The organism is Pseudomonas sp. PS02303 (genome assembly GCF_029959925.1).
GTDB lineage: Bacteria > Pseudomonadota > Gammaproteobacteria > Pseudomonadales > Pseudomonadaceae > Aquipseudomonas > Aquipseudomonas mandelii.
The window spans coordinates 19,549-44,212 of sequence record NZ_JASCOM010000012.1 but is presented as its reverse complement, the minus strand read 5'-3'; the positions used below and the strand labels follow the sequence as shown (position 1 = coordinate 44,212).

The window sequence follows — 24,664 nt, the reverse complement described above, 5'->3', positions numbered from 1 at the left end:
CATGATCAGGCTGGAACTAGTCGGGCAATACTCAACGAAGTTACTGGAGGCCAACCAGGCCTATTCCTTCATCAACTTTGCGTCCATTGGCAGTGTTTTCGAGCAGCCCCCGAACACCGTCACCTATTTTTGCGACGGCATGCTGATGTCGACTTTCATGTCGCGTGTGACCGGCAGGAGGATCGGACGGGTCAGCTTTGACTTCACGTCCATCGCCGACCTTGTGCTGCGCAGCGCCGAGCAACAGGGCAAGCGCGTGTATTTCGTCGGGGCCCGGCAAGCGGAACTGGAACTGTTCGTCAGCAAGATCAAGGCCCTTTATCCACGGCTGACCCTCGCCGGTTACCACAACGGTTACTTCAATGCGTCCCAGGCCGAGGGCATTCAGGCCGACATCTGCCGCAGCGAAGCGCACATCCTGATCGTGGGCCTAGGTGCCGGACTGCAAGAGCAGTTCGAGCAGGACGCGTTGCGCGCGGGGTTTCGCGGGGTCGCCTTCACCTGTGGCGGGTTCATTCGTCAGGAAGCCCTGGCCACGCGCAACTATTACCCGGCGCTGATCAATCGCCTGCATATGCGCGCGTTTTATCGCATGTATCGCGAGCCCCATACGATCAAGCGCTACCTCATCGACTACCCGAACAACTTTGTGCACCTGTTGGCGCTCATCGCGTCACGAAAAGTCGCCATCAGCGTTGAGGAATGACCATGCACATCCTGTTTATTCTCAAGGATTTCAAGGTGGGCGGCGGCGTCGAGCGCGTCCAGCAACGGCTGTCCGAGCAGTTTCTCAAGGATGGCCAGCGCGTGAGTTTTTTCGTCATGAACGGCGACACGCCGGACACGGAAGGTGTTCAAACGCTCGGCAGCGCCAGCGGTGGCGGCATCGTCGGCCTGCTCAAGTCCATTGTGCAGTTGCGCCGGCTCATTCGCCGTGAGGGCGTCACCCACGTGATTTCCGCCAAGGAGCAAGCCAACCTCTGCGCCTGGTTCGCCACCTTGGGCAGTCCTTGCAAAGTCATTTACAGCCGCCACGCGGCACTGGATTGCACTGAACAGAAAACCGGCCCTTCAAGCCTGCGCCTGCTCTATACGTTGTACCTCTGCGGTAGCGGCAAAGTGGTCACGGTCTCCACCGCCTTGCGCCAGTCCCTCATCGACGTGATGCCCTGGGGTCGGCAACGGATCCGCTATTGCCCCAACGCTGTCGTCACCGAACAACTGCTTCAAGCCGCACAAGCGCCGTTGTCCGCTGATTTGCCCCGCGACTATTGGTTGAGCCTGGGCCGCCTGGTGGAACCTAAAGGGTTTCATCTGTTGCTGGATGCCTACGCCCTGGCGTTGCGCAGCGAGACACTGCCGGATCTGGTGATTGTCGGTGACGGTCCGTTGCTCGACGCACTGACCACTCAGGCAGCCCGACTGGGCATCACGCACCGGGTGCATTTCACCGGATTCCTGAGCAACCCCTATCCGCTACTGAGGCACGCACGGCTGTTCATTCTGAGCTCCGTGCAGGAAGGCATGCCGACCGTCCTGATCGAGGCGCTGGCGCTGGGCACGCCCGTGCTGGCATGCGACTGCGAGACCGGCCCGAGGGAACTGCTGGACAACGGTCGACTGGGTCAACTGGTCGCCGTCAACGACGTACCGGCGCTGGCGCGGGGAATGCTTCAAAGCCTGACCGCACAAAGCGGCGTTGCACCTAGCGCAAAAATGCTCAGTGACGCCATCCATCCGTACACCAGCCAGCACGCCGCGCAAGCGTACTACCAGGTATGGAGCCAATGAAAAAGCTACTGATTATCCTGCATGACCTCGGCGCAGGCGGGGCTGAAAAAATGATGGCGCGCCTCGCCGGTGCCCTGGTGGACGCTGGTAATGACGTGACCTTGCTGTTGCTCACCGGCGGCGGGCTCCATGCGGCGAACCTCGACCCGCGTGTCAAGAAAGTTGAACTGCAAAGCCAACGCACCGCACGTGCGGTACCGGCACTCGCGCGATTTCTGCGCGCCAATCGCTTTGACGCGCAACTGGCGGCCCTCACGCACGTCAACGTGGTGGCGATCGCCGCAGCCGTGTTGTCCGGAACGCTGGCACGCCTGCACGTCAGCGAACGCAATGCGTTTTCCCATGACAAACACGTCAACCCCGACTTCATGGTGCGGGTCGCGTATCTGGTGGCGCCACTGCTGTATCGGCTCATTCCCAACCCGGTGATCTGCGTCTCGCGCGGTGTCGCCCAGGACCTGGTCGATACCACCCTTGCGCGTCGCCAGGACGTGACCATTGCCGACAACCCGGTGCTCGATAACGACTTCCGCGACAAGTCGCCTGGGCCGCCAAGCCACCGCTGGCTGCTGGAAAAAACCGGCTCGGTGATTGTCGCCGTGGGTCGCCTGGTGCCGCAAAAAGGCTTCGACACCTTGATTACAGCGTTCGCCGCGTTGCCGGATTCCGACGCCCGCTTGATCATTTTTGGCGAAGGCCCGCTCAGGGCGCAGTTGCTTGACCAGGCCCGGACGCTGGGCGTGGCGGATCGCTTCGACCTGCCGGGTTACACCTGTGAGCCTCTGGCAGAAGTGGCCGCGGCGGATTGTTTTGTGTTGTCGTCACGCTTCGAGGGCAGTCCCAATGCGCTGGTAGAGGCCTTGTCCACGGGTACACCGGTGGTGGCGACGCGATGCCCCCATGGTCCTCAGGACATCCTCATCGGCGGCCTCGTCGCACCGCTCGTCCCCGTCGACGACCCGATCGCGCTGTCGCAGGCGGTTGCCCAGCAACTCTCCACACCGCGGGACCTGCAACGTCATTCCCGCCTGGATGCGGCCACCCGGTTCATGAATGCCAGCGCGGTGCAGACCTACCTCGCCGCGTTGCTCGGGAGTCCGTCATCATGAGCACACTGCAGATCAGGTATTCGACGTTGCGCGATGGCTTCACCTTGTTTGGCGTGCTGTTCTACATCCAGGTGATCACGTTTGCCCTCAGTCTGGGGGGCGCCTCCAGCTTCGGCGACATCGATAAAGACCTCGAAGGCAACGTCGCCAACCAGATCTGCGGCCTGATCACACTGTTGGTGCCCTTGTTCTTCTTCATCCGCAACAAGGTGTTCCTCAGCAAAACCTTTTACCGCAGCAACTTCTTTCTGCTGGTGTTCATGCTCTGCGTCATCGCATCGATCGGCTGGTCCCACGACCCGATGCTGAGCCTCAAGCGGTTCATCGCGATGCTCAGCGTGGTGTTTTTTGCCGGTTTCATAGCCTACAACTACCCCCTTGAAAAAATCACCTTCATGCTCGGCTGTGCCATCGGCGTGGCGGCGTTGATCGGATTGATACTCGCCGTGGTCATGCCGGGCGTCGCGTTCTTGTCCGGTGGTATTCGCGACGGCGCATTCAAGGGTATTTTTGCCGAAAAGAACGCCGGCGCCCGGCTCAACGCGATTGCCATCCTGCTGTTGCTGCCGATGATCCGCCAACGCAACCGCTGGGCCCTCTTCTGCTCGTTTTTTTCGCTGATTGCCATCTTGCTTGCCCAGTCGGCGACCGGCGTGGCATTGATTCTTTCCGGCACGTTGAGCTACTGGTATTTCCTCACCCTGATCCGCCTGCGTATCAACCGCTCGCAGTGGCTGTTCTTCGGTTGCACGCTGGCGTTCCTGCTGGTTTGCCTACTGCTGTACAACCACCTTGCGTGGCTGCTGGAGATCGCCGGCCGCGATCCGTCACTCACGGACCGCACGTTGATCTGGGAGTTGCTCGCGCCCTTTGTCGACCAACAATGGCTCAAAGGTTACGGCTTTGGCGCCTTCTGGGCCAGTCCCGACGCCAATGCGTTCATCCTTCGCTGGGGCTACATCGGCAACGCCCATAGCGGCTACATGGAGACCCTGCTCAATGGCGGCGTCATCCAGTTGACTGCACTGGCGTTGCTGCTGGGCGAAGCGCTGTTCAAACAATACCGCGCCGTGACGGCGAACCAGGCGGCGCAGTTTCGCGCCAGTGCCCTGGTGATCATCGGCTTGTTCGTCGTCACCAATTATGTGGCGTACGTGATTCCCAACTACCGCTCCGCCGAGTTCCTGGTGTTCTGCACCCTGGCCCTGTCCTTTCGGCGTCACCACGCGACCTACCCCGAATTATCACCGACACCCCTGCGCCAGCGTCCGTCTGGCGGGGGATTCCCGCGCGATTCAGCCCAGGCGTAATCAAAGGAGAAACACCCGTGTCAGACCAAACCTCCCCTCAAGCGCATTCAGTGTGCGTCGTAATCCCGATGTACAACGGCGCCGGCAGCATCGAGCAAACGCTGACGTCCCTGGTCGAGCAAACCCGGCTGCCCGATCACGTGATCGTCGTCGACGATGGCTCCACCGATGACGGCCCCCAACGGGTCAAAGACTTCGTGGCGCCGTTTCGCCTGACGCTGTTGCAGCAAGCCAACGAAGGCCAGGCCAGCGCCCGCAACCACGGATTGCGGCACTCGGAAGAGACGTTTGTGGCGATGCTCGATGCCGATGACCAATTTCGTCCACAAAAGCTGGAGCTGCAACTGGCCCTGTATGACGAACTCACTCGTCAGGGACGGTCGGTGGGGCTGATCGACTGCTACACGCAGGTCAATTACAGCGACGGCCGGCGGCAACTGGACAACCGGCGCAAGAACGGCCGGCATTTCTACGATTTCATCCACGCCAACGTCGTCAATGGCGTCTCCACCGCGCTGGTCAAGCGCGAGGTGATCATGCAACTCGGCGGCTTCGATGCCAGCCTGCGTTACTCCGAAGACCGCTACATGTGGACCCGGATCGCCGAACACTGGGAGATCCACACGGTGCCGCAGGTGCTGCTGGAGCGCACGGTCAACGGCGGCAACATGACCGCGCAGCCGAAGAAGTACTACCAGAACAAGATCCGGTTCATCGAGGTGTACCTGGCCCGCTATGGCGCGCTGCTCAGCAAGCAGCAACGGATCGATTTCGTGCTGGGCAACCACACAGATTTTCTCAATGCCTTTTCCCGACGCGACGAGCATGCCGAGGTGCTCGACGTGTACCGGCGAATGCTTGAGTGCTCCTGGCAAGCACTGATCTTCGCCAACGGCAAACCGACCTTGCGCTACCTCTATGCCCGCGCCAGAACCTTGCGCAAGGCAACGGCGTCAACCACCGCTCATTGAACCGGTCCCACACCCATGGCCAATCATCGCCTCATTACCCTAGGGTGGATCTTCACCGAGAAATTCGGCCTGATCTTCCTGTCCATGATTACGTTTGTCGTGTATGCCAGGCTGCTGTCGCCGGCAGAACTGGGTGTGGGCACGGTCATCATTGCCATCGTCGAGTTGATTGGCCTGGTGTACTCATCGGTTCTGGAAGACCCGCTGGTACGACTCGAACGGCTGGAGGACAAACACATCACCACGGCCTTCTGGGCGGCGGTGCTCGTCAGCCTGGTATCCATCGTCGTCATCTCGGGCGCAGTGATGCTGTACACGCCCGACCCGGTGCTGCAATGGATGACGGCGGTGGCCTCGGTGAAAATCCTGTTCACCATGATGGCGCGCGTCTACGTGGCGCAGATGCGCCGCAACGGCAACTTCAAGATGCTGGCGTCACGCACGTTACTGGGCAAGGTGTTTGGCGGTGTTGCCGGCATTGCTGTCGCACTCTGGGGGCTGGGGGCATGGGCGGTAATTGCCCAAGCGGTGATCATGGAACTGGTATCCATCATCGTGTTGATGCTCGGAGACCGGCGCCGCATTGCCTTCCATATCGATGGTCCGGTCTTGCGCGAACTGTTGAAGTCCGGCGCACCGGTTGCCATCAACGCACTGAGTTCACAAACACTTCAGCGCGGGGTCAACGTGGTGCTCGGGATGACGGCCGGCGTCAACGCGGTCGGAATGTTCAACATGGCCATGCGCATCATCGAGCTGCCGCGCACTGCGATTTACAACGGTCTGTTGAGCTATGCGCTGCCGGCATTCGCCCGGCGTAGCGCGGAGCCGTCGCGGCTCCTGGGAATCATTGGCGATTCAACCGCCGTCAGCGGCTTTCTGTTGACGCCCCTGTTCATTGGCATCGCGCTCACGGCAAACGACCTCATCCCGTTGATATTCGGCGCCAAGTGGACCGACGCCATTCCCCTGCTGCAAGTGCTGGCCTGCACGGCGGCCATTGGCAACACCGCCATGTACGCCACGACGGCACTGGTGGCAGTCAACCGCAGCCACCTCACGATCAAGGCTGAAGTGGCAACCACCGTTCTCGCGCTGGCGCTGGTCTACACCCTCGGCAACCTGTATGGCGGCATGGCCGCTGCCCTTGCTCTGCTGGCGCGGATGCTGATCATCACGCCGCTGCAAATCCGTGGGCTCATCGCGGCCATCGGTTACGGCTGGCAGCGGTTCTTCGACTCCAATTACCGCAGCGTGATTGCTTCGGTCGTCATGGCCGCAACCGTCCTGTCTGTTTCACCGCAGCTGGGTTTGCACGGCTATCTGCACCTGTTCTGCAACATCGTGGTTGGCGCGCTGAGCTATGCCGTGGCGTATAGCGTCATGCACCCGCGCTGGCCGCAAGAATTCAAATCGGTTTTCACCGCCCGCTGAATTCAATCCCTGAGACAGGAAGACCTCACCATGCGCAAAACTACGTTGATTACTGGCGGGGCCGGCTACATCGGTTCCCATACCGCGTTGGCGCTCATCAACGCCGGGCACAATGTGCTGGTGCTCGACAACCTGTGTAACAGCTGTCGAGAGTGCATCGGGCGTCTTGAATTGCTGACCCACACCCGTGTCGATTTCGTCAATGGCGATATTCGCGACCCCATCCTGCTCGACGATATCTTCAGCCGCTACGACATTGATGCCGTGGTGCACTTTGCCAGCCTCAAATCCGTAGAAGAAAGCGTGCGCAAACCACTGGACTACTACGCCAACAATGTCGCCGGCACGCTCAACCTGTGCCGGGCGATGGCGCGCAATAACGTGTTCCAGCTGGTGTTCAGCTCATCGGCCACGGTGTACGGCGAGCCCACACGCACGCCGATTGCCGAAGATTTCGGCACCGGCAAGCCGGTCAATCCCTATGGACGCACCAAGCTCATGATCGAGGAGTTGCTCACCGATCTGTGCCACTCCGATCCGCGCTGGAGCATCGGGTTATTGCGCTACTTCAACCCGATTGGCGCGCACGAAAGCGGGATGATCGGCGAAGATCCCAGAGGCCGACCCAACAATCTGTTGCCCTGCCTGACGCAGGTGGCGATCGGACGAATGCCCGAACTCACGGTGTACGGGTGCGACTACCCAACCGTGGACGGGACGTGCGTGCGCGACTACATCCACGTGGTCGACCTTGCCATCGGCCACCTCAAGGCGCTTGAGGTGTTGCACCACCACAGCGGCATCAATTTCTGGAACCTGGGCACTGGCATTGGCTACAGCGTGCTGCAGATCATCCAGAGTTTCGAGGACATCACCGGCATCACCATTCCCTACCGTTTCGCACCGCGACGCGAAGGTGACATCGCCAAATGCTGGGCCGATCCCAGCAAGGCCGGGCGGGAACTGGGCTGGACCGCGCAGCGCGATCTTCAACAGATGATTATCGATACCTGGCGGTGGCAGTCGTGTAATCCGCAGGGGTATCAGTCTTCATTCGAAACGCCAGTGCTGAGTGCCGTGAAGTGAAGCCGATGTTTAATGCCTCTGTGCTGGCCCTGCTGCTGTCGGTGTCGATGGTTTGCAACGCCGCACAAGCGCCCCCCGGTCTACCCACCACCGGGCTCGTGCTGTGGCTGGATGCGGCCGATGCATCTTCAATGACCCTGGATGCGCAGAACCGTGTCCAGCACTGGAGCGACAAATCCGGCGAGTCCCATCACGCCACTGTGGACGATGCCGCCTCGCAGCCACAGCGGATGGCAAACGCCCTGAATGGTCATTCGGTCGTGCGCTTCAGTGGCGTGTCGGCGTTTCTGGGTAAAACCATTCGCAGCGCCAAAGGCCCTGTGACGGTATTGATTGTGTCCCGTCGATTGCCCGAGCAAGCCGAGGCCGATCCCTGGCAACGGTTGTTCAGCTCACGCCCACAAACCGCCCACAACGATAACGTGTTGCCGAACTTCGCCATCAGCCTGCAACAGACCACCGCGTATGTGCCGACCGTCTCCGTCCTGGAGCTTTACGATGTGCCGATTGGTCCGTATGCCGTCGGGCGCAATGTGGTCGGCAATGCCGACAACTTTCGCGGCGACATCGCGGAAGTGTTGGTGTACGACCGTGCGTTTGCCTCCCTCGCAGAACGCCAGCGCGCATTTCAGTACCTGGCGGATAAATGGTCAGTTGCCATTCCCAAACAGGCCGATACCTGGACCCGTGTCGGACCGCTGGGCCGATTGCCGGCCCAGACCAACGCCAACCTGCCGCTGTCCGATCAGGTCAATGCCGGCCAGTGGGTGCTCGACACGAAACTGTCCGACGACTTCAATGGCACCACCCTCGATCTCGAACGCTGGCACGTCAACAACGCCATAGGGAACGAGTCGCTCGGACGCAAACCGGCACTTTTCACCCCGGCCAATGCCAGCGTCCACAATGGCAACCTGAACATTGTTTTTCGCAAGGAAACCCTGCCGCAGAAATACGTACAACTCGGTTTCAAGGACTACACCTCAGCGATGGTCCGGACCAACGAGCGCGGGTTCTACGGGTATTACGAGGCACGCGCCAAACCCATGAACTCGGCCGGTTCCAGCGCCTTCTGGCTCGCGTGGACGGGCATGACGGACAACGCCACCGAGATCGACATCTTCGAAATCGGCGGTAAGACGAAAAACGCAGCGTTAGACCGTTCGTACAACATGAACGCCCACCTGTGGGCCACGCCGCATAGCACCGAGCATATCGCCGACGGCAGCGTCTGGATCAGTCCCTGGCGCCTGGCGGATACCTTCCATGTCTACGGCTTCGACTGGCAGCCCGACACCCTGCGTTGGTATGTCGATGGCGTGCTGGTCAGGGAATCGAAAAACAACCATTTCTTCTTCCCGATGCAGGTTGTGTTTGACAGTGAGGCCATGTGGCAGTGGTTCGGCGTGGTCGACGATGCTGACCTGCCCTCTACCTTCCGCGTCGACTACGTCAAGGTGTGGCAACGGCGTCGATAGCCATTCAACCGTCGCCTGGCTGACGTTGGCTCAGGTGATAGATACGACCTGTTTATCCTGACAGCGCCACCGCCCTGAACTTTCTTTCGACCGCAGGGGTCGACCGCGTTCCAGCCTCCTCCGTGCCACCGACGATTCCCGTACCGGGCGTCTCAACCGGCTCACGGCGACGGTTAAATAACAAAAATGGATGATCACGATGAATTGCCTTATCTGTGTCGGCGTGGCGGAACGCATTCAGTGTCAGGGCCCGTGGGAGGAAAGGGATTGCCCGGACTGCGGGCGCTATCGGGTGTCCGATGAGCTCCTTTTGAACTTGATGGATCAGGGCCAGATCTTCGATATAGACAAAACCAGACGTTGGCTCGACAGCCGACGCAAAGAAGAAGGCATGACACCTTCAATAGAACTCCACGAAGCGCTACTGCTGCTATAGCGTTCAGCCCGGGTCAAATTTCAATCGGCAACGTGGTCAGTTTCCATTCAGCGCTAACACGTCTGGAGCGCATAGACATGATCAAAGGCCGGCTGAAAGAACTGGACTTGCTGCGCTTCCTCGCGGCAATCGCAGTCGTGTTTTTTCACTATGCTTTTCGGGGGTATGCAAAAGGCGACATGTCAGTAATGCCCTACCCGTTGTTGGCCGAGCCTGCCAAATACGGTTATCTGGGCGTCGAACTGTTTTTCATGATCAGCGGATTCGTCATCCTGATGACCGCTTCGGGCAATAACCTCAGGGCATTTTTTATATCCCGTGTTGTTCGTCTCTGCCCTGCTTTCTGGGTGTGCTGCACCCTGACTTTCCTGATCACGCTTGCCATCGGCCGGCCAAGATTCACGGCTGATATTTACCAATACATGATTAACATGACATTCCTTGGCGACTTGATGGGTGTGCCACCGATTGACGGGGTCTACTGGTCGCTGTTTGTCGAAATAAAGTTCTACCTGATGATCTCCATTCTGTTGGGCTTCAAGAAAATAGAAAAAATAGAGACCTTCCTCGTACTGTGGCTGTTGGTCTCCGCCACCGCAGAAGTCCTGGCTTTTGAAAAGCTGCGCTCGATATTAATTACCGATTACGCGGCCTATTTCATCGCGGGCTCGACGTTCTACATTATCTGGGCCAAGGGATTCACAACGACACGGGTGCTCCTGTTGGCAGGGTCATTGGCATTGGCCAACTACACCGCCATTGCCTGGGCCCAACTGCTCGAATCAAAATATTTAACCGAATTCGATCTTCTGATCGTATGCGGCATGGTTACCCTGTTCTTCATGACCTTTCTTTTGATCGCAACGAATAAAACGGCAGCCATCGGTGCATTGAACTGGACGGCATTAGGCGCGCTCACTTATCCCCTTTACCTGCTCCATCAAATGATCGGCTTTATGATCTTTAACCTTGCCTATCCGGCGATGAACCCGCACGTACTACTGTGGGGCACCATCGCCTTGATGATCAGTGCGTCTTACATCATCCACAAAAAGATAGAAACGCCCATGGCCAGGCAGATCAAGAAAATCCTTTCATTGTCCTTCAAGCGTGTCGAAGCTGATTAGCGCCCACCTGGGCGCCAACCGACGCCCTCAAATCATCGGCGAAGTGCTCACGACGCGCAGTGCCAACCCTTCGTAGGCATCCAGCGTAATGGTGAAATCACCCTCAGGCGTGAGATCACCTTCGACTCGCTCGTTGATGATGTCGACCACCGGGCCCGGCGCAATATTGGGCAGGTGCAAGGTTTCGGTGATCGGCGTCGAGCCGAAGTTCAGCGCAGTGATTTGCGTGCCTTTACCGGCCGGCAATTCGTGGACCATGACCAACAGCCCCGGATGCTGAACATCGGGAATCAGGATCTGCCGACTGGCGGCGATATCGTAAGCGCGGCGCGCGGCGAGGATCCTCTTGAGTTGCGAGACGAACGAATCGGAGTCCTTCAACTGGCTGGGCAGGCTGCCGTACAAAGTTTTCGGCCGTGGCATTTGCCCTGCGGACAGCGGCGCGTCCGGATTGAGGTCCACCAGGTCGTAGGCGCCACGATGAATCCAGCGCGTGTCGCCGTCACCCATCAAATGCTCAACCTGTTCCGCCGGCAACGGCAACGCGCCGACCAGGTCCCAGCCGGACAGCGCAAACACGCCCGGTTGCATGGCGTTGTACATCACCAACAGCAAATGCACCTGGCGAATCTGTTGGATGTCCGCCTCGGTGATTGCGTCGAGATCACGAATCCCCAGCGCTGCCGTGATGATGCTGGCGGTGGTGCAAGACACGCCGTTGGTGACAAATTTCAGGTTGTAGGGCGCGTGCTCGCCCGCCAGACGTTCGTACATCTGCTCGCGAATGTGTTCACGCAGGATGTTGCCCGGGAAGCTCTGGCCCTGATAGAGGTAGGTGTCATGGGCGTGCAGCGTCCAGAAATGCACCAGCTCCAGGGTCAGTTCGTCGTGGTTTTGCAAGGCATGGATCAGCGATCCCGGGTCGATGCCGAGGGTGTGCATCTGCCGCAGCATCAAGCGCAGGAACTCGGTGTCGCCCATCAGCAACGCGTGCTGGTAGGCCGGTCGGGTGATGAAGTCATAGGAAAGGTCGGCGCCGCCATGGGACATGTTGGCGATGTCATCGACGGTCAGGTTGAGCTCCTGGAAACTGAAACCGCCGGCCTTGCGGATCGCCCCGGCCAGCAGCTGGTTACCGGTGATCGATAACGGGTGGCTTTCAGACCAGGCTGTGCCGTCGAGCTTGCGCTCCACGCCGAGGAATCCGTTGGCGTCCAGGCGCAGGATTTTCGCGCCCATGACGTCAATGGCGTGCAGCGCATCGCCGATGATCATCTGCTGCGCGGCGAAGGTCGGGTCCAGCCAGTTCAACGACGGCTGCCCTTCCTTGAAGTAATGCAGATAGACCCAGCGTCGCGGCTTGCCATCGACGCCGATCACGATTGGCGTCGCGCTCCAGTCGGTCTCCTTCACCCCGGGTTCGAAGAAAATCACCCGTTGCAACTGGCCGACGATGTAGTGCTTGTCCCGGAGCACGTCGACCTGCAGCGGACTGAGATTTTGTGCATCCCGGCCATCGGCGATGTCCGGCAGCAACGGCCAGTCCTCTTCGCGGATTTCGACCATGTGGTAGAGGCCCGGATAGTCTTCATAGGCCATCTCGGCCAGGCGGAAGTCTGCGCCTTTGCCGGTGTGCGAAGGGATCACGTCATCGATGATCACCGCATTGTGCGCGGCAGCCATGCGCACCAGCGCCTGGAGCTGCGCCTCGGTGCCCAGTTCCGGGTCAATCTCGAAACTGACGCGGTCAAAATTGCCGTCAATGGTCGGCGTGCGTTGGGTGCCTGTCAGGCCGCCCGACATTTTCAGCGGCCCGTTGTGAATACCCTGGATGCCGATTTTCGAGAGGGCATGCCATAAGGTTTCATCGCCCAGGGCTTCCAGCACGCTGCCGTCTTCGCGGGTGACGATGGACGCCGGGTAGGCGGTGAACCACACCGAGGCCAAGGCGGAAGCATCACGGGGCCGGGTATGGGCGTAAGGCTGTTGCCACAGTCGACCTTGCCCCGAATAGAGCTTGGCCCGCTGCCTGGCGGCATGCAGCATCGATTGTTCAACCAGCCAGGTCACATGGTTTTTGTCAGCCGCGGTCATAAAAGCAATCACCTGTTGTCGGGGAAAAAGTGCGCGTGGCCATCCCATGCGTACCTGCACCGATGGACCCGTCCTTTTCATATGAGGCCCTGGGTCGGCATTCGTTGCATCACGCGGTGACGATTCAGAATCCGCTTGCTGTTGCAAGTCATACCTGTGGGTGAATCCTTAACACCTATATATCCCTTCGAAACAACCTAGGCATAAGTGACGTAATTTCGCCTCTGTTGCGGTACGCGTGTAGCGGAAGGCGGGTCTGATCGTTTGATGCAGAACCGTGTTGCCGACGGTGGCTTTGACTTCGGTTCCGACACGAACTCGGACTTCTGCTACGCCTGCCGCTGATCGAGCACCCATTCAATGCTCGACAACAAAGCCCCTCACCACAAAAGCTCCACGCTCAGGTGAACAGCAAGACGTCCACAAGGGGCTTTTTCAGTTCCTGAATAACGCTTCCCAAACGCCCGCCAACCCGTTTTTTTGGCGGGCGTTTTTTTCTTCTGCGTTACGCCACCACGGGTTCTCTTTTCAGCGCGGGCAACGCAATGGCGAACGCCAGGCCAATCAGCCCCGCCGCGACCGCAAAGGTGATCGCCATGCCGTGGGCGACCGCTTCCGGGGCTGCATGGGTGATGTCGGGCGTCGAGGACGCCAGCGCAAACACCGCGCCCATGACCGAGGCGCCGGTGATGAGGCCGAGATTGCGTGACAGGCTCAACAGTCCGGCAATGACACCGCGCTGATCCTGGCTCACATCGGTCATGATCAACGTGTTGTTGGCCGCCTGGAACAGCGCATAACTGGCAGTCATCACTGCAATCGGCGCGAGGTAGCCGATGATGCCGACACGCGCCGGGATCAGTGACAACACGCACGCGCCGAGCGCCATCGCGACGAGCCCCGCCACCGTCATGCGCCGGGCGCCTAAACGATCCACCAGGCGACCTGCAGGGACGCCAGCCAATGCAGCCACCAGCGGACCGACGGACAACGCGAGCCCGACCAACGCGGCATTCAAACCGAGTGCGCCCGAGAGATAAAACGGCCCGACCACCAGCGTCGCCATCATCACCGTCGAGACGAGCATGCTCATGGCCAGGCTCGCGCTCAATCCCCGATCACGCAACAACGCCAGTTTGATCAGCGGCGATGCAACTGTCGCCTCGACGAACAGGAAAACGCCTGCCCCGGCAACAGCGATGAGCAATAACGCAAGGTTCAGCGAACCCCAATCGCCTTCGCCCCATGTCATGGCCAGCGCATACGCACCGAGCGTCAGGGCCAGCACCAGCGTGCCGAGCAGATCGAATGCGCCGCGCTGAACCTTCGGCGCTTGGCGATCGGCGGGCAAATAGCGATAGGCGAGCACAGCGTTCAAAACACCCAGCGGCAGGTTGACCAGGAAAATCGCCTGCCAGCCGAAGCCGGAAATCAACACGCCGCCGAGCGATGGCCCCAGCGTGGTGCCGATCGCCGACACCGTGCCGAGCAATCCCATGGCGCTGCCGGTCTGCGCCTTGGGCACCGTCTCACCGACCAACGCCACGGTGAGCGCCAACATGATCGCGGCGCCCAGACCTTGCACGGCCCGGGCGGCGACCAGCCACCCCAGCGACGGCGCCAGGCCGCACGCCAGCGAAGCCAACGTAAAAATGGCGATGCCGGCCAGCATCAAGCGGCGACGCCCGACGATGTCGCCCAAACGCCCAACACTGACGATCAAGGTGGTTATCGCGAGCAGATAGGCCAAGACGATCCACTGCACTTGCTGGAATGAAGCGTCCAGTGCCTGGGACAAGGTGGGCAATCCTGCATTGGCGATGCTGGTGTCGAGCGAAGGCATCAGCATCGACAGCGAGAGACTGGCCAACGCCCAGCGGACCGAACCGGAGGATGCGATAAGTTTCATGGTAGGGCTCACTTGTGAACTGTAGACCTTCAGCGTATGCCGGCGCCTGACAAGGCGGAAGACGCACCGTTTGCACTTGATACCTGCATACAACGCCATGTCACCATCCGGCCGTGCTAACGTTAAAGCATGACGACTCCCGACCTGAACCTGCTGATTACCCTCGATGCGCTGCTTACAGAAGGCAGTGTGGCGCGTGCCGCCCAACGACTGCGGCTGAGCCCGTCGGCCATGAGCCGGGCGCTGGCGCGACTGCGTGAAACCACCGGCGATCCCCTGCTGGTCCGCGCCGGTCGCGGCCTGGTGCCGACACCCCGGGCACTGGAACTGCGCGAACACGTCAGCCAACTGGTGCAGCACGCCGAAGCGGTACTGCGCCCCGCCGAGCAGCTCGACCTCAAGCACTTGGTACGCACCTTCACCCTGCGCACCAGCGACGGCTTTGTAGAAAACTTCGGGCCGGAGTTGATTGCTCGCCTCAGCGAAGAAGCACCGGGGGTACGGCTGCACTTTTTGCAGAAACTGAACCAGGACAGCACCCTGCTGCGGGACGGCACGGTCGATCTGGAAACCGGCGTTGTGGCGGACACCACCAGCCCGGAAGTGCGTACCCGCGCGTTGTACCAGGACCGTTTCATCGGCGTGGTACGGCCGGGGCATCCACTGAGCAAGGGCAAGATCACGCCCGCCCGGTATGCGGCCGGCCGGCATGTCCTGGTCTCGCGGCGCGGACGGGACCAAGGGCCAATGGATGATGCGTTGGAGACGCTTGGACTGACCCGTGAGATCGTCACCATCGTCGGCGGTTTTTCCGCAGCCCTGGCGTTGGCCCGGGCCTCGGACCTGATCGCGACGGTGCCCGAACGCCACACCCACACGCTGCGCGCCGGCCTCCACAGTTTTCCCCTTCCGGTCGCCACGCCAGTGATCACCGTTTCAATGCTCTGGCACCCGCGAATGGACGCCGATGCCGCGCACCAGTGGTTGCGCGGATGTCTTCGGGCGGTGTGTGCGGGATCGCTGGATTAGCAAACTGATTTTTGTCGCCGCCGGGTCTAGACTCTATGCGTTGCTTCGGGCCACACCGGTCGGGCCAGCGATCTGGATAGAAGGGAACGTCATGAGCGACAAAGACAATTTGCGTAAGTACTCCTCTCAAGTGGTCGACGGCGTGGAGCGCGCGCCCGGCCGTTCCATGCTGCGGGCCGTGGGCTTCACGGATGAAGACTTCAAGAAACCGCAGATCGGCATCGCCTCGACGTGGGCGATGGTCACGCCGTGCAACATGCACATCGACAAGCTGGCCATCGAGGCCGAAAAAGGCGCGAATGCCGCGGGCGCCAAGGGCGTCATTTTCAACACCATCACCATTTCCGACGGCATCGCCAACGGCACCGAAGGCATGAAGTATTCGCTGGTGTCGCGGGAAGTGATCGCCGATTCCATCGAGGTGGTGGCCGGTTGCGAAGGCTTCGACGGGTTGGTGACCGTGGGCGGTTGCGACAAGAACATGCCGGGGTGCCTGATCGGTATGGCGCGGCTGAATCGCCCGTCGATCTTCGTCTATGGTGGCACCATCCGCCCGGGCGCTGGCCACACCGACATCATTTCCGTGTTCGAGGCCGTGGGTCAGCACGCCCGGGGTGACATCAACGAGATTCAGGTCAAGCAGATCGAGGAAGTGGCGATCCCCGGCCCCGGCTCCTGCGGCGGCATGTACACGGCCAACACCATGGCCTCGGCCATTGAGGCTTTGGGCATGAGCCTGCCCGGTTCCAGCTCCCAGGACGCCGTCGGCAGCGATAAAGCCTCGGACAGTTTCCGCGCCGGCCAGCAGGTCATGGAGTTGCTCAAGCTGGACCTCAAGCCGCGCGATATCATGACCCGCAAGGCATTCGAGAACGCCATCCGCGTGGTGATCGCCCTCGCCGGCTCGACCAATGCCGTGCTGCACCTTTTAGCCATGGCGCATGCCGTGGATGTCGAACTGACGCTGGATGATTTTGTCGAGCTGGGCAAGATCTCCCCGGTCGTGGCCGACCTGCGTCCCAGCGGCAAATACATGATGAGCGAGCTGGTGGCCATCGGCGGCATCCAGCCGCTGATGAAACGCATGCTCGCGGCCGGCATGCTGCACGGCGATGTGTTGACGGTGACCGGCAAGACCCTGGCCGAGAACCTGGCAAACGTGCCCGACTACCCCGAAGGCCAGGACGTGATTCTGCCGTTCGATCAGCCGGTCAAAAAGGACTCTCATCTGGTGGTGCTGCGCGGCAACCTCTCGCCGACGGGCGCGGTGGCCAAGATCACTGGCAAGGAAGGTTTGCGCTTTGAAGGCACGGCGCGTGTGTATCACGGTGAAGAAGGCGCGTTGACCGGGATTCTCAATGGCGAAGTCCAGGCCGGCGACGTCATCGTCATTCGCTACGAAGGACCCAAGGGAGGGCCGGGCATGCGCGAAATGCTCTCGCCGACGTCGGCAGTCATGGGCAAAGGGCTGGGCAAGGATGTCGCGCTGATCACCGACGGCCGCTTCTCCGGTGGTTCCCATGGTTTTGTGGTGGGGCATATCACGCCGGAAGCCTTTGACGGCGGGCCGATTGCGCTGATTGAAGATGGCGACAGGATCACCATCGATGCTGAGACCCGGCAGATTACGGTGGATGTTTCAGACGCGGAATTGGCCGAGCGCAAGACCCGTTGGGTGCGGCCGGAATCCAAATACAAACGCGGGGTGTTGGCCAAGTATGCGAAGACTGTGTCCAGTGCTTCGGAGGGTGCGGTGACGGATAAATATCTTTAAGGGATAGGTTCTGCGCTGTCTGATCTGGCGCATTCGCGAGCAGGCTCGCTCCTGCATGGGATCTTCATTGAACACAGGATCTGTGTTCGAAGCAGACCCCATGCAAGAGCGGGCCTGTTCGCGAAGAGGCCTTCAATAACACCAAGAATCAATGGATCAGTGCACAAGCCTCAAAGCCGAAACCGATCCACCGACTGCGACAGCTTGCCCGCCAAGGTCGACAGCTCATCAGTCGTCGAAGCCGTCTGACCAATAATCTTGCTGTTACCCTCCGACATCCCGGCAATCATGTCCACCTGTTGGGCAATTTCGTTACTGGCCAGGCTCTGCTCGCCGATTGTGCGAGTGATGTCATTCACCAGCTCAGTGGTATTGAGCGTGGCTTCAAGAATTTCACGGATCGCGCGCTCGACGTCGGCGGTCACGGCCATGCCTTTGTCGACCTGCGCAACGCCCGCCTCCATGCTGGTCACCGCCTCGCGGGTGCTTTGCTGGATGCGCGCGACCATGCTGGCAATTTCCTGCGTGGAGGCACTGGTGCGTCCTGCGAGACTGCGGACTTCGTCGGCCACCACGGCAAAACCACGGCCCTGTTCACCGGCGCGAGCAGCTTCGATGGCGGCGTTGAGGGCCAGCAGGTTGGTTTGATCGGCGATGCCCTTGATCACCTGAATGATGCTGAAAATCCCCTCGGACTCCTTGTCCAGCGTGCGGATCACCTGGGCTGACTGCTGCGCCGAACGCGCAATGCCGTCCATGTCATTGACCACCTGATGAATCACCCGACCACCGTCCTTGGCCAATGCTTCGGCCTGGTTGGCCATGTTCAGCGCGCGTTCGGCGTGACGGGTGACTTCCTCGATGCTGGCGGTCATTTCACTGGCGGCAGCGGCCATGGTGCTGGCGGCGACGCTTTGCTGCTGGCTGCTGTCCGCGACCTGATGGCAGCCACTGCTTAACTGCACGCTCATGCCGCTGACGCCATGCGCATTGCTGCGAACCACCTCAATCATGCCGCGCAAGTCACGCTGCATGGTCGCCAGGCTGCGGATCAAGGCGCTCGCTTCGTCATTGTGGGTCGGTTCGACAATCGGCTCGCTGAGGTTGCCATGGGCGATGCTTTGGGCAATGCGGCTGGCGGTCTGCAACGGCCCCATGATGCTCGAAATCACCCAGCGTCCCTGGATCAGCAGTAACAACAGGCTGGCGATCAGCACGATACCCAGCGTGAAGTTGGCGCTGCTGATGGCCTGCTCGGTGTTTTTACTGGTCTGTTGGGTGCTGGTTTCGATCACCTCGCTGAGGGCTGCCATCTGGTCTTCCAGTTGGCTGAACGCGGTATTGAACGTGCCGAGTTCCTTTTGCGCGGAATCCGGATTTTCCAGCGCCAGACCGACAATGCGCTCGGCGGCGCTGATGTAGGTGTCGAGGCTCGGCTTGACCTTGTTCAAGCCCGCCTTGATGGTGTCGTTGACCGGCAACTGGAGGTTTTCACCCAGCACTTCACGAAAATGCGCCGCATGCTCCTCGATGGAACTGTGCACCTCGGCTTTGCTGCTGGTGCTTTTGCCCAGTCCGACCACCATCGCGGACAGCACATCGGCGCGCAGTGCGTCGTGCATCATGTCGGCTTCGAGGTGATTGCGCAGCGCGGTCAAGCTGACCTCGTTGTCCTTCACCGCTTCGGCCATCCGGGTGTTTCCCACGTAACTGACCAGGCTCACGATCAGCGCGGTGAGCAAGCTCGTACCAATCAGCAGCAACAAACGTAATTTTATAGACATGGGGTAGCCCTCTCGGTACGTCGCTTTTATGAACACGTTATCGGCGGCGCCCGCCACTCTTTGATGCCTGACGCCGGACTTTCAGTGTTTTGCGACATGCGGTAGTCACCGCCGCTGTCTCCAGCGCAAATTTCCCCTCTTCACGCCTGAACCTAGCGCCTGAACGCAAGTCTTAGCCGAGCCGTGAATTCCCATTGCCGCTGTCATCTCATCAGAGCTGCCGTCCCATGCGCCAACCTCGCCTTGCCTTGCGTTTTGTCTCGCTCTGTTTCATGCCTTTGCTTGCTTTGTTTGCCAGTCCTGCTTATGCCAGTGGTGAACGGCAACTGGTGGAAGCCATCAACGACTACCGCGCCCACCCGCAACGTTGCGACAGGCGCCCGGCCCAACGTTTGGCCCCGCTGTCATTGAAGTCGAACCTGGCGTTGCCGATTGGCTATGGCGGCGGTTTGCGCGATCGATTGAAGGCTTCAGGCTATGCAGCGGTGACGGTGCGCACCCTGCGTGTGGTAGGCGCGCAGGACGCCGACGAAGCGTTTGACCTGTTTCAGGACGAATACTGCGGGGCGCTGCTGGATAACCAGTACGCCGACATTGGCGTCAGTCGAGCCCGAAGCGAGTGGCAGATCGTGCTGGCGCAACCCGTTCTCGATAGCCGTGTGGGTGATTCGCGTGCGGCGAGCAAGGGGCTGTTGGCGCAGGTCAATGCCGCCCGGGCCAAATCACGAATGTGCGGTCGTCAGCGCTACCCCGCCGCACGACCGCTGAGCTGGAACCCCGCCCTCGGCGCGGCAGCGCAAGGGCACAGCAAGGCCATGGCCTATGGCAATTACTTTGCACACCGTGACCCCGACGGTGATGGCCCGGCGGATCGAGCAAGGGCCGCCGGTTACCGAGGCCGGCAGATCGGCGAAAACATCGCCGCCGGGCAGAGCTCACCGGGCAAGGCAATGGCAGGCTGGCTGGCCAGCCCCGGGCATTGCGCCAACTTGATGAACCCGATGTTTACCCAGGTGGGCGCGGCGTATGCAGCAGACGCGCGCAGTGATGAAGGGGTTTACTGGACGATGATGTTTGGTGCGCCGTAATCCTGATTCTGCGCTGTCGCTTCCGATTTGCTACAGGGCTAGCGCTTACGCGCCAGGCGTTGCTGCCAATTGCCGCCATTGGCGCGCTGGCATTGTTCTTCAGAATCAAACTGCACATGGGCCGCGACCGATCTGACGTGTACATCCGCTTCGCTTAATGCTGTAGCCGTCAGTTCGACCATGCGTTCGCCCTGCCCGCTCGCCAGCGCCTGATTCTTGTTGGCCTGGGTGTCGAAAACCCAGACAATCCTCAGGCTGGAAGGAAACTCCTCGTAATCGACTTCGTGGGTCAGCCATTCAAAGCCGACGATGTGCGCTTTGGCCGTTTCACACGCCTCAGTCAGGGTGGCAATCAGGCGACGCTCGATGTGTGCCTGATCGCGTTTGCTTAAACCCATGGGGAATCCTTTGATGGTCGAAATATTAAACCGCTGTCAATCGTTCACGTCTTCGGGCAATTGATGCTCTCTGCCAATCAAACCGATTTCGCCGGACTCCAGGGGTTCCTGAGTCGGCCCACAGAAGGCCCCGCCAGCCACTGTCTGATGGAAGCGACAAGATCGGCAGAGCCCGAAACCCGGTACATTTTCCCCTTGTTGAATAGTCTTCAACAGCTCCAGCCGCAACCCTTCCAGATCCTCTGATCGAGCGCCCATGCGCTTGGCGGCAGCGACCAGGACATCCGGAGGCATCCCGTCGTCCAACAGGGCCCAGATCGTTAGCGCTGATGGTTTTGTTCATGCTATCGAACCCCGACTCACTCGAACGGGATAACCGAAGTTTTCATCATCTAGCCCCGCTCGCCGTTGAGCATGGCCTGATGAAACGTCGGCAATTCTTTCAAAGCATACAACGACGCCTGCTGGAGCACGGACTCCCGACTGCCAGAAAATCGCTGCTTGCGGCTGAATACCGCCATTTCCTGCCCTGCCATGAAGGCCCATGCAAAGCAAACCGTGCCGGCTGGAATACCATCAACATCCTCCGGCCCCAGCAGCCCTGTCGTGGACACCCCCACGTTGGCCGGGCTGTCACGCAGCGCGCCGATGGCCATTTCCCGAGCCACTTCGCAGCTGGTGAGATTAAAGGTCTCGATAGTGATTGCACTGACTGCGAGCAAGCGTTGCTTGGCCTCGGGTGAGTAAACCACGTAGCCGCTTTCAATCAGCTCACCGCTGCCGGGCACCTGGGCCAGCAGCGTGATGATACTGCCCGCCGTGCAGGATTCTGCGGTGGTCAGCCGCAACGACTGTTGACGCAGATAATCGACGACTGTTTCAACGATCGACATCGCACTTAACCCGTTTTCCGTGTTTAACACCGAATCAAACTTCAGCCTCAGCTGTGCACCGGCGAAGCTCATCAACCGCCCCTCTTCCTTAGTGCTCGGTGATAATCCTCGCCCGCGATGGCGCGCAGGTACGCTTGATCGGCCTCAACCCTGAGGTCGCGCCATTCCTGCCAGCTCACGATTCCCAAGCGATCCATCTCGTCAGACTGGCGAATCAGCTCCTCGTGATACGCATCGGGGCACTCCATGCGCAGCTTCAAGTCCTCAAGGACAAGATGCCAGGTGTTGAGCGCACGCAGCTTTTGCTCTTGCGCCGGAGTCAGCAGATTGGCAAACGAGTGCATGGCAGCGCCCCCCGAGAGTTCTTTCAGAATGGATCAATCCATCGTGAAAGCGGTTCAGGTGCACCGACCAAAGGCAGTTTTTCAAGGCTGCGCCCAATGGTGAGACGCAGTCCATTGCCATGGCTTATTTCCCGTTAAGAAACTCGACCGTTTGCGCCGTACTCCACAACGCATTGGCGATGTAGCGATAGTTGATCAGCGCTGCCAGGTAGCCATCGCCCTCGGGAGTCGTCGGGCCGGCGGTGGCGTCCCGAACCACGGCCACTTCGAAGCCAAGTTCCAGCAGTTCACGCAAGTGCGACTCGACACAGAGGTTCGCCGCCATGCCCGCCAAAATGATTTGCGACACGCCGTGCTTGCGCAGCTGCAACGCCAGGTCATTGGTTTCCGGGCCGTACACCTTGTGCGGTGACGCGATGATGGTTTTGCCGTCGAGAATGTAGGGCTTGTACTCGGGCATGAAGTCGGCACCGGAGTTCTCGAAACCGTCGAGGGTCAGCGGCCCCTTGCGATCAAACATGCAGATACTGTGCATGACCTTCTCAAGCGGTCCGCCGAAATGCCAGTCGTGGTCACATGGATAGTAATAGTGCGGCGAAACGGCGACCGTGATGCCCGCGCCCTTGGCGGCCGCAAACAGCTGGCCGATGTGCTTGACGGTATCGTGCTCGACGATGCTTTTTCCAAACACGCCCCAGCTCACGCCTTCGGGGCTGAGGAAGTCGATTTGCGGATCGATCACCACCAGCGCGGCCCGCGAGAGATCAAGCTTCATGCCGGGATCGGGCAGCGCAGGCTCTGCCGGGTCTGCATACTGGGGGGCGATGCGGTTCGAATCGTTGCTCATGACAGTGGACTCCGGTCGATAACAGGAAAATCGCTCTGCGCCATGGCGCCCCGGTGGGGCGTTGTCTACCATCGGCGAGAACTTCATCCTATTGCCCTGCCCTGCGCGGCTTTTGCCAGGACGTGCAGAGTCTTTACCCGGTCGTCTCTATCATGGATATCCTGTCCGAATTCTTCGAACGCACCAACCTTCAGGGCAGGCTGTTCTTCTCTGGCAGGGTCGATGGCACGCTGGTGCTCGACAAGCCTCCTGGCATGGCGTTCATCCATGTCATCAGTGAAGGCGGGATCGACATGGTGCAACCCGGCCTGCCGAAGATCTCCATCACCGAACCCAGCGTGTTGTTTTGCCCGAGCAGCTGCCGCTACCAGTTGCGCGCCAGTTCGGCACACGGCGCCGAGCTAATCTGCGCCTCGTTCCAGTTCGGGCGCAACGCCCTGCAACCCTTCCCTCTGGGCCTCAAGGAAACACTGGTTTTCCCGTTCAGGGAACTGCAGAACATCACGCCCGTGATCGGCTCACTGCTTGCCGAATTCAAGGATCAGGCCCCCGGCAGAACCAAAGCGCTCAACCTGTTGCTTGAGTACATTTTCGTGGTGTTGGTGCGCCGTTCGGTCGTCGAGCAAAAGATTTCCAGCGGCCTGCTTTATGCGCTTCAGGATGGGCGTCTTGGGGCGGTTTTCCAACGTGTTCACCAGGAGCCGGAGGCGCTGTGGACTGTCGAGAAACTTGCTGGCCTGGCGAACATGTCCCGGTCGAAATTCTCTGCGTGCTTCACGCAGATCATGGGTGCATCACCAATGGGCTACGTGACGGCCTGGCGGATGAAAGTGGCCCAGGACCTGCTACGCGACGGGGTTCAGATCAAAGTGGTTGCCGCATCGGTCGGGTACAGCTCGCAAGCTTCTTTCTCCCGTACTTTTCTCAACGTGATTGGCTGTCCACCGGCTGAATGGTTGAAACGTGATGCCTCTGGGGAGGTGCCGCGGGTGACCGCGCGCGTGCAGCGGGTTCGGTCGGATGACGCGGCAAATGAAACTGCGTGAGCTCGCGCTTTTGTGTCTTCTAGCGCCTTGAGTTTTATACTTCTGTCCCGGCGGCCAATACACCGGGGTGCGGTATCACCACCGCCCATGGAAGACGTCCGCGCACGACAAATCAATCGAATGGAATCCATCACAATGAGTTTCACTGCTATACAAAGAGTCTCCACTAAAGCCTGGTTCGCGCTTGTGGCCCTGGTGGCAGTTCTAAGCGGCATTGCAACGATTTACGCCACGTTTCACGAAACCAACCCCAACAATCCCCGCTTCATAGGTCGCTGGACGACCGATTACACCTACCCGATCACCAACGGCACGTTCGAATTCAAGGGAATGACAGAGTACTTCCGCAACGGACGGTACAACGTCAATGGCATTGTCTTTGTAGACGGAACCGTTGAAGCCAAACCTTACCGGCTTGAGTACAGCGTAAACGGAGCCGGCAGCTGGACGGCCGATTCCAGCCTGCTTTCGTTCACATTGGCTGACATGAAATCAATTCCCAAGTCTTACGTAATCAACGGCACAGCCATTTCCCCCTTGCTGGTTGCCAAGTTTGCCGGGCCCTCCTTGCCAAACTTTAGCGACGGCTTAGCGTCCGGCGCTTCCGACGAACTCAAAATCCTGATGATCAAGGACAATGAGATAACGCTTGAGGGTAAAGACCCGGCAGGGAATGCCTTCACCCTCCAGACGTACAGACAGCACTAGGTTTCAGC

General features: G+C 59.9%; 22 protein-coding genes. 14 read left to right on the top strand and 8 right to left on the bottom strand.

Going from position 1 to position 24,664, the window contains the following annotated elements; genetic code table 11:
- Nucleotide 1 precedes the first annotated feature (1 nt).
- From QMX98_RS05505 to QMX98_RS05465, 9 genes are all read left to right on the top strand, one after another.
- Entirely contained in the window at nucleotides 2–706 is a 705-nt protein-coding gene (locus tag QMX98_RS05505) for a WecB/TagA/CpsF family glycosyltransferase (RefSeq protein WP_077749467.1), read from the top strand.
- Between the two features lie 2 nt (nucleotides 707–708).
- Nucleotides 709–1,791, top strand: a complete 1,083-nt coding sequence (locus QMX98_RS05500; RefSeq protein WP_282410401.1) for a glycosyltransferase — start codon at nucleotides 709–711, stop codon at nucleotides 1,789–1,791.
- Nucleotides 1,788–2,900: a glycosyltransferase gene (locus QMX98_RS05495; protein ID WP_282410400.1), complete on the top strand. Its 1,113-nt coding sequence runs from the start codon at nucleotides 1,788–1,790 to the stop codon at nucleotides 2,898–2,900. Before QMX98_RS05500 ends, QMX98_RS05495 begins: the two co-directional genes overlap by 4 nt.
- On the top strand, nucleotides 2,897–4,210 hold the full coding sequence (locus QMX98_RS05490; protein ID WP_221106310.1) for an O-antigen ligase family protein: 1,314 nt from the start codon (nucleotides 2,897–2,899) through the stop codon (nucleotides 4,208–4,210). The genes QMX98_RS05495 and QMX98_RS05490 overlap by 4 nt, the downstream gene beginning before the upstream one ends.
- Nucleotides 4,211–4,227: 17 nt before the next feature.
- Complete coding sequence (locus tag QMX98_RS05485) at nucleotides 4,228–5,181, top strand: glycosyltransferase family A protein (protein ID WP_282410399.1); 954 nt, start codon at nucleotides 4,228–4,230, stop codon at nucleotides 5,179–5,181.
- 15 nt (nucleotides 5,182–5,196) lie between these two features.
- A complete protein-coding gene (locus QMX98_RS05480) occupies nucleotides 5,197–6,615 on the top strand; it encodes an oligosaccharide flippase family protein (RefSeq protein ID WP_077749472.1) in 1,419 nt (472 codons plus the stop codon).
- 30 nt (nucleotides 6,616–6,645) lie between these two features.
- Nucleotides 6,646–7,701: a UDP-glucose 4-epimerase GalE gene (gene galE, locus QMX98_RS05475; RefSeq protein ID WP_077749473.1), complete on the top strand. Its 1,056-nt coding sequence runs from the start codon at nucleotides 6,646–6,648 to the stop codon at nucleotides 7,699–7,701.
- A gap of 5 nt (nucleotides 7,702–7,706) precedes the next feature.
- A complete protein-coding gene (locus tag QMX98_RS05470) occupies nucleotides 7,707–9,179 on the top strand; it encodes a family 16 glycosylhydrolase (protein ID WP_282410398.1) in 1,473 nt (490 codons plus the stop codon).
- 513 nt (nucleotides 9,180–9,692) lie between these two features.
- Complete coding sequence (locus tag QMX98_RS05465) at nucleotides 9,693–10,742, top strand: acyltransferase (RefSeq protein ID WP_172791216.1); 1,050 nt, start codon at nucleotides 9,693–9,695, stop codon at nucleotides 10,740–10,742.
- A 27-nt stretch (nucleotides 10,743–10,769) separates the two neighbouring features.
- Here the strand turns inward: QMX98_RS05465 and treS are convergent, their stop codons facing one another.
- Nucleotides 10,770–12,836: a maltose alpha-D-glucosyltransferase gene (treS, locus tag QMX98_RS05460; protein WP_083376456.1), complete on the bottom strand. Its 2,067-nt coding sequence runs from the start codon at nucleotides 12,834–12,836 to the stop codon at nucleotides 10,770–10,772.
- Between the two features lie 505 nt (nucleotides 12,837–13,341).
- A complete protein-coding gene (locus tag QMX98_RS05455; RefSeq protein WP_282410397.1) occupies nucleotides 13,342–14,745 on the bottom strand; it encodes an MFS transporter in 1,404 nt (467 codons plus the stop codon).
- Between the two features lie 129 nt (nucleotides 14,746–14,874).
- Between QMX98_RS05455 and QMX98_RS05450 the strand changes: the two genes are divergently transcribed.
- The gene (locus QMX98_RS05450) at nucleotides 14,875–15,774 is read left to right on the top strand and encodes a LysR family transcriptional regulator (RefSeq protein ID WP_282410396.1); all 900 of its coding nucleotides are present in this window, start codon (nucleotides 14,875–14,877) and stop codon (nucleotides 15,772–15,774) included.
- A 91-nt stretch (nucleotides 15,775–15,865) separates the two neighbouring features.
- Nucleotides 15,866–17,548 carry a dihydroxy-acid dehydratase gene (gene ilvD / locus QMX98_RS05445; RefSeq protein ID WP_282410395.1) on the top strand — a complete coding sequence of 561 codons (1,683 nt, stop codon included), beginning with the start codon at nucleotides 15,866–15,868 and terminating at the stop codon, nucleotides 17,546–17,548.
- 170 nt (nucleotides 17,549–17,718) lie between these two features.
- Here the strand turns inward: ilvD and QMX98_RS05440 are convergent, their stop codons facing one another.
- Nucleotides 17,719–19,332, bottom strand: a complete 1,614-nt coding sequence (locus QMX98_RS05440) for a methyl-accepting chemotaxis protein (RefSeq protein ID WP_077749481.1) — start codon at nucleotides 19,330–19,332, stop codon at nucleotides 17,719–17,721.
- A gap of 227 nt (nucleotides 19,333–19,559) precedes the next feature.
- Between QMX98_RS05440 and QMX98_RS05435 the strand changes: the two genes are divergently transcribed.
- On the top strand, nucleotides 19,560–20,420 hold the full coding sequence (locus QMX98_RS05435) for a CAP domain-containing protein (protein WP_010455357.1): 861 nt from the start codon (nucleotides 19,560–19,562) through the stop codon (nucleotides 20,418–20,420).
- A gap of 38 nt (nucleotides 20,421–20,458) precedes the next feature.
- On the opposite strand, the gene QMX98_RS05430 is transcribed toward QMX98_RS05435, so the two are convergent.
- The 5 genes from QMX98_RS05430 to QMX98_RS05410 all read right to left on the bottom strand — a co-directional run bounded on the left by QMX98_RS05430 (nucleotide 20,459) and on the right by QMX98_RS05410 (nucleotide 22,902).
- Nucleotides 20,459–20,818, bottom strand: coding sequence for a hypothetical protein (locus QMX98_RS05430; RefSeq protein WP_282410394.1), 360 nt, complete (start codon nucleotides 20,816–20,818; stop codon nucleotides 20,459–20,461).
- Nucleotides 20,819–20,854: 36 nt separating this feature from the next.
- Nucleotides 20,855–21,112 carry a hypothetical protein gene (locus tag QMX98_RS05425; RefSeq protein ID WP_282410393.1) on the bottom strand — a complete coding sequence of 86 codons (258 nt, stop codon included), beginning with the start codon at nucleotides 21,110–21,112 and terminating at the stop codon, nucleotides 20,855–20,857.
- A gap of 98 nt (nucleotides 21,113–21,210) precedes the next feature.
- Nucleotides 21,211–21,711, bottom strand: a complete 501-nt coding sequence (locus QMX98_RS05420; RefSeq protein ID WP_282410417.1) for a CinA family protein — start codon at nucleotides 21,709–21,711, stop codon at nucleotides 21,211–21,213.
- A 71-nt stretch (nucleotides 21,712–21,782) separates the two neighbouring features.
- Nucleotides 21,783–22,055, bottom strand: coding sequence for a hypothetical protein (locus QMX98_RS05415; protein WP_010455365.1), 273 nt, complete (start codon nucleotides 22,053–22,055; stop codon nucleotides 21,783–21,785).
- 124 nt (nucleotides 22,056–22,179) lie between these two features.
- Nucleotides 22,180–22,902, bottom strand: coding sequence for a cysteine hydrolase (locus QMX98_RS05410; RefSeq protein WP_010455367.1), 723 nt, complete (start codon nucleotides 22,900–22,902; stop codon nucleotides 22,180–22,182).
- Between the two features lie 152 nt (nucleotides 22,903–23,054).
- Here QMX98_RS05410 and QMX98_RS05405 point away from each other — a divergent pair, with 152 nt between their 5' ends.
- Both QMX98_RS05405 and QMX98_RS05400 read left to right on the top strand, forming a co-directional pair.
- Complete coding sequence (locus QMX98_RS05405) at nucleotides 23,055–23,948, top strand: AraC family transcriptional regulator (protein ID WP_282410392.1); 894 nt, start codon at nucleotides 23,055–23,057, stop codon at nucleotides 23,946–23,948.
- Nucleotides 23,949–24,083: 135 nt separating this feature from the next.
- A complete protein-coding gene (locus QMX98_RS05400) occupies nucleotides 24,084–24,656 on the top strand; it encodes a hypothetical protein (RefSeq protein WP_282410391.1) in 573 nt (190 codons plus the stop codon).
- The last annotated feature ends 8 nt before the right edge of the window (nucleotides 24,657–24,664 follow it).

Coding starts and splice junctions, on each gene's coding strand:
- QMX98_RS05505 (WP_077749467.1), top strand. CDS start 2: ATGATCAGGCTGGAACTAGTCGGGCAATACTCAACGAAGTTACTGGAG.
- QMX98_RS05500 (WP_282410401.1), top strand. CDS start 709: ATGCACATCCTGTTTATTCTCAAGGATTTCAAGGTGGGCGGCGGCGTC.
- QMX98_RS05495 (WP_282410400.1), top strand. CDS start 1,788: ATGAAAAAGCTACTGATTATCCTGCATGACCTCGGCGCAGGCGGGGCT.
- QMX98_RS05490 (WP_221106310.1), top strand. CDS start 2,897: ATGAGCACACTGCAGATCAGGTATTCGACGTTGCGCGATGGCTTCACC.
- QMX98_RS05480 (WP_077749472.1), top strand. CDS start 5,197: ATGGCCAATCATCGCCTCATTACCCTAGGGTGGATCTTCACCGAGAAA.
- galE (WP_077749473.1), top strand. CDS start 6,646: ATGCGCAAAACTACGTTGATTACTGGCGGGGCCGGCTACATCGGTTCC.
- QMX98_RS05470 (WP_282410398.1), top strand. CDS start 7,707: ATGTTTAATGCCTCTGTGCTGGCCCTGCTGCTGTCGGTGTCGATGGTT.
- QMX98_RS05465 (WP_172791216.1), top strand. CDS start 9,693: ATGATCAAAGGCCGGCTGAAAGAACTGGACTTGCTGCGCTTCCTCGCG.
- treS (WP_083376456.1), bottom strand. CDS start 12,836: ATGACCGCGGCTGACAAAAACCATGTGACCTGGCTGGTTGAACAATCG.
- QMX98_RS05455 (WP_282410397.1), bottom strand. CDS start 14,745: ATGAAACTTATCGCATCCTCCGGTTCGGTCCGCTGGGCGTTGGCCAGT.
- QMX98_RS05450 (WP_282410396.1), top strand. CDS start 14,875: ATGACGACTCCCGACCTGAACCTGCTGATTACCCTCGATGCGCTGCTT.
- ilvD (WP_282410395.1), top strand. CDS start 15,866: ATGAGCGACAAAGACAATTTGCGTAAGTACTCCTCTCAAGTGGTCGAC.
- QMX98_RS05440 (WP_077749481.1), bottom strand. CDS start 19,332: ATGTCTATAAAATTACGTTTGTTGCTGCTGATTGGTACGAGCTTGCTC.
- QMX98_RS05435 (WP_010455357.1), top strand. CDS start 19,560: ATGCGCCAACCTCGCCTTGCCTTGCGTTTTGTCTCGCTCTGTTTCATG.
- QMX98_RS05430 (WP_282410394.1), bottom strand. CDS start 20,818: ATGGGTTTAAGCAAACGCGATCAGGCACACATCGAGCGTCGCCTGATT.
- QMX98_RS05425 (WP_282410393.1), bottom strand. CDS start 21,112: ATGCCTCCGGATGTCCTGGTCGCTGCCGCCAAGCGCATGGGCGCTCGA.
- QMX98_RS05420 (WP_282410417.1), bottom strand. CDS start 21,711: ATGTCGATCGTTGAAACAGTCGTCGATTATCTGCGTCAACAGTCGTTG.
- QMX98_RS05415 (WP_010455365.1), bottom strand. CDS start 22,055: ATGCACTCGTTTGCCAATCTGCTGACTCCGGCGCAAGAGCAAAAGCTG.
- QMX98_RS05410 (WP_010455367.1), bottom strand. CDS start 22,902: ATGAGCAACGATTCGAACCGCATCGCCCCCCAGTATGCAGACCCGGCA.
- QMX98_RS05405 (WP_282410392.1), top strand. CDS start 23,055: ATGGATATCCTGTCCGAATTCTTCGAACGCACCAACCTTCAGGGCAGG.
- QMX98_RS05400 (WP_282410391.1), top strand. CDS start 24,084: ATGAGTTTCACTGCTATACAAAGAGTCTCCACTAAAGCCTGGTTCGCG.